We start from the raw sequence: 5,960 nt of genomic DNA, 5'->3' as shown, positions 1-5,960 counted from the left end.
GATCTCCATGGCGAAGATCCGCGAGGCTTGGGGTTGGCGGCGCGAGAATTCCATCTTGGTGCGGATGTAACGAGCGAGCGCCACGGCTGGGTCATCCTCGGCGGTCAGCGCGTTGAAGGTGCTGTCCCAGAGTTCGAGGATGTTGCTCAGCACTGCGATGTACAGGCCCAGCTTGTTGGTGAAGTAATAGTGCAAGTTGGCCTTGGGCAGCCCGGCGCTGGCAGCGATGGTGTTCATGCTGGTGCCTTTGTAGCCATGGCGCGCGAATTCATCTTCAGCAGCCTGGAGAATCGCTTGTTCATTCTTTTGCCGAATGCGGCTGGCGGGTTTACCGCCGTGGTTGCTGTGGGCAGGAACTTCGAGGCTCATGGAGGTTTCCGTGCTGATCGATAGAGACGACGTGTGCACAGATAACCCACCCTCAAGCCTCAGACAAGTCCTGATGCAATAAAACCGTCAAAGCGGTTCCAGGCTGTCGCGTTCCGGGGTGTGGTTTGCGGCGGTGGTACTTGCCTTGGCCTCCGGCAGTAACAGGCACAGGAGGATGGCGGTGATACCGCCGCTGGTGATGGCGGAGTCGAACAGGTTCTGCACCAGTGTCGGCATCAGGTGCAGCAGGTTAGGTTGCGCGGCGATACCCAGGCCAACACCGAACGAGGTGGCGATAATCAGCATGCTGCGTCGATCCAGCGGTGCCTGGGCGAGAATGCGCACGCCGGCTGCGGCCACACTGCCGAACATCACCAGGGTCGCGCCGCCCAGCACCGGCTTGGGGATTTGCTGCAGCACGGCGCCAATCAGCGGAAACAGGCCCAGGCAGAACAGCAACACGCCGATGTATAAACCGACGTAACGGCTGGCCACGCCGGTGAGCTGGATCACACCATTGTTCTGCGCAAACGTGGTGTTGGGGAAAGCGCTGAAAGTGGCGGCGATCATGCAGCTCACCCCATCGCCGAGGACGCCGCCCTTGAGCCGGCTTATATAAGAAGGGCCGCTGATAGGCTGGCGGGCAATCATGCAATTGGCGGTGAGGTCGCCGACGGTTTCGATGCTGCTGATCAGATAAATCAGCGCAATCGGCAGGAAGGCGCTCCAGTCGAAGTTGAAACCAAAGCGGAATGGTGTAGGCAGGCTGACCAATGGCAGGTCAGGCAAAGCCTGGGGAACAAGTTTACCGCTGAACCACGCCGCGAGGCTGCCCAGGGCCAGGCCGATGATGATGGCCGACAGGCGTACCCAGGGCGTGTTCGAGCGGTTGAGCAGGATGATCGTCAAAACCACGAACAGGCCCAGCGCCAGGTTGGCGGGGGCGCCGAAGTCCGGTGCATTGAAACCGCCGCCGAGGTCGGTGATACCCACTTTGATCAGGCTGATGCCGATCAGCGTAATCACAATGCCGGTCACCAGCGGTGTGATCACGCGGCGCAGCTGGCCGATAAAGCGGCTCAATACAATCTGTACCGCCGCGCCAAAGAAGCACACGCCGAAAATCATCGCCAGAATGTCTTCCGGACTGCCGCCGCGTTGTTTCACCAGAAAGCCTGCAGACAACACCGCGCCGAGAAACGCAAAGCTGGTGCCTTGCAGGCAGATCATGCCGGCACCGATACCAAACGGCCTGCGTGCCTGGATGAAGGTGCCTACGCCGGAAACCATCAACGCCATGCTGATCAGGTAGGGCAAGTGGGCGGTGAGGCCGAGGGTGGAGCCAATAATCAGAGGCGGCGTGATGATGCCGACGAACGCCGCCAATACATGTTGCAGCGCCGCGAGGAAAGCGGGCAGTGGTTTCGGCCGGTCGTTGAGGCCGTAGATCAGGTCGCTGGGGCTGGAGGATTCTGGGGGCATGGCGGGTCAACTCAAGGCGGACGGTTCAAGGTCCTTGAGTCCTTGCAAAAAGCTGTCCATATGCTCAGCTTTTTGCGCGAGGCCCGAATCAGCGGGTGGCGGCCAGGCTTTCCAGGAAACTTTCCAGCACCAAATGAGGGCGACGGCCCTTGCGCGTGACCGATGCCAGGCTCAAATCGTAAAAACGTGTAGCCGGTTTCAGCGCACGCAGTCGGCCTTGTTGTACCCACAGGCTGGCGTAGTGATCGGGCAGGTAGCCGATATAACGCCCGGTGAGAATCAGGAACGCCATGCCTTCACGGTCTGACGCACTGGCGGTGCAGTTGAGCGCCTGGTAATGGGCCTGGATTTCCGCAGGTAAGCGGAAGGTGGGGGCGATGGCGTCCTGGCTGTCGACGCGCTCGTCGTCGAGTTGCTTGTTGTCGGCGTAAAACAGCGGGTGGCCGACCGCGCAATAGAGCAAGGAACGTTCGCTGTACAACGGCTGGTATTCCAGGCCCGACAGTGCGCTGGCCTGGGGCACCACACCGACGTGCAGGCGACCGTCGAGTACGCCTTGCTCCACTTCATTGGGGGCGATCATGCGGATCTGGATCTGCACGTCCGGGCCGCGTTCTTTCAACTGCGCCAATGCGTGGGTGATGCGCATATGGGGCAGAGTGACAAGGTTATCGGTGAGGCCAATGATCAACTCGCCGCGCAAATGTTGGTGCAGGCCGTTGACCTCGGTGCGAAAACTTTCCAGGGCACTCAGCAGTTGCAGGGCAGATTGATAGACCTCGCGGCCTTCTTCCGTCAGGGAAAAACCGGCGCGGCCGCGTTGGCAGAGCCGTAGCCCGAGTCGTTGCTCAAGGTCGCTCATCTGCTGGCTGATGGCCGAGCGCCCGATGCCGAGAACGGTTTCCGCTGCCGAGAAGCCGCCGCACTCCACTACGCTGCGAAAGATGCGCAGCAGGCGAATATCGAAGTCACTGACTTGGGCCAAAGGGTCGGGACGACGGCTGCTCATAGTTTAGTGAAGTCCTGACTGAAGGTTAGAAGAGTTGGATTTCACCGACTTTATCCCCGTGGCAATTTAGCTGCAACAACGCTTTTTCAATCCCGACGCTGCCTTTTGCCCTGCGAGGTTTTGCTGATGAACATGCCCGAAAACGCCCCATCGTCCCTGGCCAGCCAATTGAAGCTGGATGCGCACTGGATGCCTTACACCGCCAACCGCAACTTCCAGCGCGATCCACGCCTGATCGTGGCCGCCGAAGGTAGCTGGTTGACCGATGACAAGGGGCGCAAGGTCTATGATTCGTTGTCGGGCCTTTGGACCTGTGGCGCCGGGCATACGCGCAAGGAAATCCAGGAAGCGGTCGCCAAGCAATTGGGCACCTTGGACTACTCTCCAGGCTTCCAGTACGGTCATCCGTTGTCCTTCCAGTTGGCGGAAAAAATCACCGACCTGACCCCAGGCAACCTGAATCATGTGTTCTTCACCGATTCGGGCTCTGAATGTGCCGATACGGCGGTGAAGATGGTGCGGGCCTACTGGCGCCTGAAAGGCCAGGCCACGAAGACCAAGATGATTGGTCGCGCCCGTGGTTACCACGGCGTTAACATTGCCGGTACCAGCCTGGGCGGTGTGAACGGTAACCGTAAGCTGTTTGGCCAGGCGATGATGGATGTTGACCATCTGCCTCACACCTTGCTGGCCAGCAACGCTTTCTCCCGGGGTATGCCGGAGCTGGGCGGCATCGCGCTGGCCGATGAGTTGCTCAAGTTGATCGAGCTGCATGACGCGTCGAACATTGCGGCCGTATTTGTCGAGCCTATGGCCGGTTCCGCTGGGGTATTGGTGCCACCGCAGGGGTATCTCAAGCGTCTGCGCGAAATTTGCGACCAGCACAATATCCTGTTGGTGTTCGACGAAGTGATCACGGGCTTTGGCCGCACCGGCTCGATGTTCGGTGCCGACAGCTTCGGCGTGACCCCGGACCTGATGTGCATTGCCAAGCAAGTCACCAACGGCGCGATCCCGATGGGCGCGGTGATTGCCAGCAGCGAGATCTACCAGACCTTCATGAACCAGGCGACGCCGGAATACGCAGTGGAATTCCCCCACGGCTACACCTACTCGGCGCACCCGGTGGCTTGCGCGGCGGGCTTGGCGGCATTGGACCTGTTGCAGAAAGAAAACCTGGTGCAGAGCGTAGCCGAAGTCGCGCCGCACTTTGAGAATGCGCTGCACGGTTTGAAGGGCAGCAAGAATGTGATCGACATTCGCAACTACGGCCTGGCCGGTGCGATTCAGATTTCCCCACGTGATGGAGATGCCATCGTGCGTCCATTCGAGGCCGGCATGGCGTTGTGGAAGGCCGGTTTCTATGTGCGTTTTGGCGGCGACACCCTGCAGTTCGGGCCAACCTTCAACAGCAAGCCGCAGGACCTGGACCGTCTGTTTGACGCGGTCGGCGAAGTGCTGAACAAGATCGACTGATTTCTCCTTCTATATAGAACAATTTTTCAGGAGCCCTGCATGAGCCTTATCCAGCATTTGATCAACGGTGAACTGGTCAACGACAGCGGTCGTAGTGCCGACGTCTATAACCCGTCTACCGGGCAGGTGATTCACCAGGTGCCTTTGGCCAGTCGTGAAACCATTCAACAGGCGATTGACTCAGCCAAGGCGGCGTTTCCGGCTTGGCGCAATACGCCGCCGGCCAAGCGTGCCCAAGTGATGTTTCGTTTCAAGCAACTGCTGGAGCAGAACGAAGCACGGATCTCGCAGTTGATCAGCGAAGAACATGGCAAGACCCTGGAAGACGCCGCGGGTGAACTCAAGCGTGGGATCGAGAACGTGGAGTACGCGTGCTCGGCGCCGGAGATTCTCAAGGGTGAATACAGCCGCAACGTAGGGCCGAACATTGATGCGTGGTCGGACTTCCAGCCGTTGGGCGTAGTGGCGGGTATCACCCCGTTCAACTTCCCGGCGATGGTGCCGTTGTGGATGTACCCGCTGGCGATTGTCTGCGGTAACTGTTTCATCCTTAAACCTTCAGAGCGCGACCCGAGTTCGACGCTGTTGATCGCGCAGCTGTTGCAGGAAGCCGGATTGCCCAAAGGCGTGCTCAGCGTGGTGCATGGCGACAAGGGCGCGGTGGACGCATTGATCGAAGCTCCGGAAGTCAAAGCCTTGAGTTTTGTAGGTTCGACGCCGATTGCCGAGTACATCTATTCCGAAGCGACCAAACGCGGCAAGCGCGTGCAGGCGCTGGGTGGGGCGAAGAATCACGCGGTGCTGATGCCGGATGCAGACCTGGATAACGCTGTGAGTGCCCTGATGGGCGCGGCTTATGGTTCCTGCGGTGAGCGTTGCATGGCGATCTCGGTGGCTGTGTGCGTGGGCGACCAGGTAGCGGATGCGTTGATCGCCAAGCTGGCGCCTCAGGTCAAGGCGTTGAAGATTGGTGCGGGCACTTCTTGCGGGCTGGATATGGGCCCGTTGGTGACGGGGCAGGCGCGAGATAAAGTCAGTGGCTATATAGAGGACGGTGTGTCGGCGGGGGCTGAGCTGGTCGTTGACGGCCGTGGCTTGAGTGTTGCAGGGCATGAGCAAGGTTTTTTCCTCGGTGGCAGCTTGTTTGACCGCGTCACCCCTGAGATGCGTATCTATAAAGAAGAGATCTTTGGGCCGGTGCTGTGCGTAGTGCGGGTGGATAGCCTGGAAGCGGCGATGCAGCTGATCAACGATCATGAATACGGCAACGGTACTTGTATCTTCACCCGTGACGGTGAAGCGGCGCGCCTGTTCTGTGATGAGATTGAAGTCGGCATGGTGGGGGTGAACGTGCCGCTGCCTGTGCCGGTTGCGTATCACAGCTTTGGTGGCTGGAAGCGTTCGCTGTTTGGCGACTTGCATGCCTATGGGCCGGACGGGGTGCGTTTCTATACCCGTCGCAAGGCAATCACCCAGCGTTGGCCGCAACGGGCCAGCCATGAAGCGTCGCAATTCGCCTTCCCTAGCCTGTAAGGCTCGGTAGGTAAAAGGCCGGCCCCTTGGGGCCGGCCTTTGCATTATTGGGGCTTTTTTAACTTATATGACAGAAATGTGAAAAAGAAGG

General features: G+C 59.4%; 5 protein-coding genes. 2 read left to right on the top strand and 3 right to left on the bottom strand.

The features are described 5' to 3' along the window. The 3 genes from APH41_RS09900 to APH41_RS09890 form a co-directional block, all read right to left on the bottom strand. A partial coding sequence (locus APH41_RS09900; RefSeq protein ID WP_156359041.1) for a TetR family transcriptional regulator C-terminal domain-containing protein occupies nucleotides 1-369 on the bottom strand: 369 nt, incomplete at its 3' end. Nucleotides 370-456: 87 nt separating this feature from the next. Beyond that, nucleotides 457-1,851 (bottom strand): uracil-xanthine permease family protein, encoded by a 1,395-nt coding sequence (locus APH41_RS09895; RefSeq protein WP_054918737.1) that lies wholly within the window; start codon nucleotides 1,849-1,851, stop codon nucleotides 457-459. 88 nt (nucleotides 1,852-1,939) lie between these two features. Then, nucleotides 1,940-2,860 carry a LysR family transcriptional regulator gene (locus APH41_RS09890; protein ID WP_034125912.1) on the bottom strand — a complete coding sequence of 307 codons (921 nt, stop codon included), beginning with the start codon at nucleotides 2,858-2,860 and terminating at the stop codon, nucleotides 1,940-1,942. Nucleotides 2,861-2,986: 126 nt separating this feature from the next. Here APH41_RS09890 and APH41_RS09885 point away from each other — a divergent pair, with 126 nt between their 5' ends. Beyond that, nucleotides 2,987-4,336 carry an aspartate aminotransferase family protein gene (locus APH41_RS09885; RefSeq protein ID WP_054918734.1) on the top strand — a complete coding sequence of 450 codons (1,350 nt, stop codon included), beginning with the start codon at nucleotides 2,987-2,989 and terminating at the stop codon, nucleotides 4,334-4,336. A gap of 39 nt (nucleotides 4,337-4,375) precedes the next feature. Next, on the top strand, nucleotides 4,376-5,869 hold the full coding sequence (locus APH41_RS09880; protein WP_034125914.1) for a CoA-acylating methylmalonate-semialdehyde dehydrogenase: 1,494 nt from the start codon (nucleotides 4,376-4,378) through the stop codon (nucleotides 5,867-5,869). The last annotated feature ends 91 nt before the right edge of the window (nucleotides 5,870-5,960 follow it).

Origin of the sequence: Pseudomonas sp. NBRC 111138, assembly GCF_001320835.1 — a bacterium.
Taxonomy (GTDB): Bacteria; Pseudomonadota; Gammaproteobacteria; order Pseudomonadales; family Pseudomonadaceae; genus Aquipseudomonas; species Aquipseudomonas paracarnis.
Note: the sequence above shows the minus strand (reverse complement) of the source record. Positions and strands in the feature narration are given on the sequence as shown.

Excerpts from the sequence above, each read along its gene's own strand:
- APH41_RS09885 (WP_054918734.1), top strand. The coding sequence starts at position 2,987 with ATGAACATGCCCGAAAACGCCCCATCGTCCCTGGCCAGCCAATTGAAG.
- APH41_RS09890 (WP_034125912.1), bottom strand. The coding sequence starts at position 2,860 with ATGAGCAGCCGTCGTCCCGACCCTTTGGCCCAAGTCAGTGACTTCGAT.
- APH41_RS09895 (WP_054918737.1), bottom strand. The coding sequence starts at position 1,851 with ATGCCCCCAGAATCCTCCAGCCCCAGCGACCTGATCTACGGCCTCAAC.
- APH41_RS09880 (WP_034125914.1), top strand. The coding sequence starts at position 4,376 with ATGAGCCTTATCCAGCATTTGATCAACGGTGAACTGGTCAACGACAGC.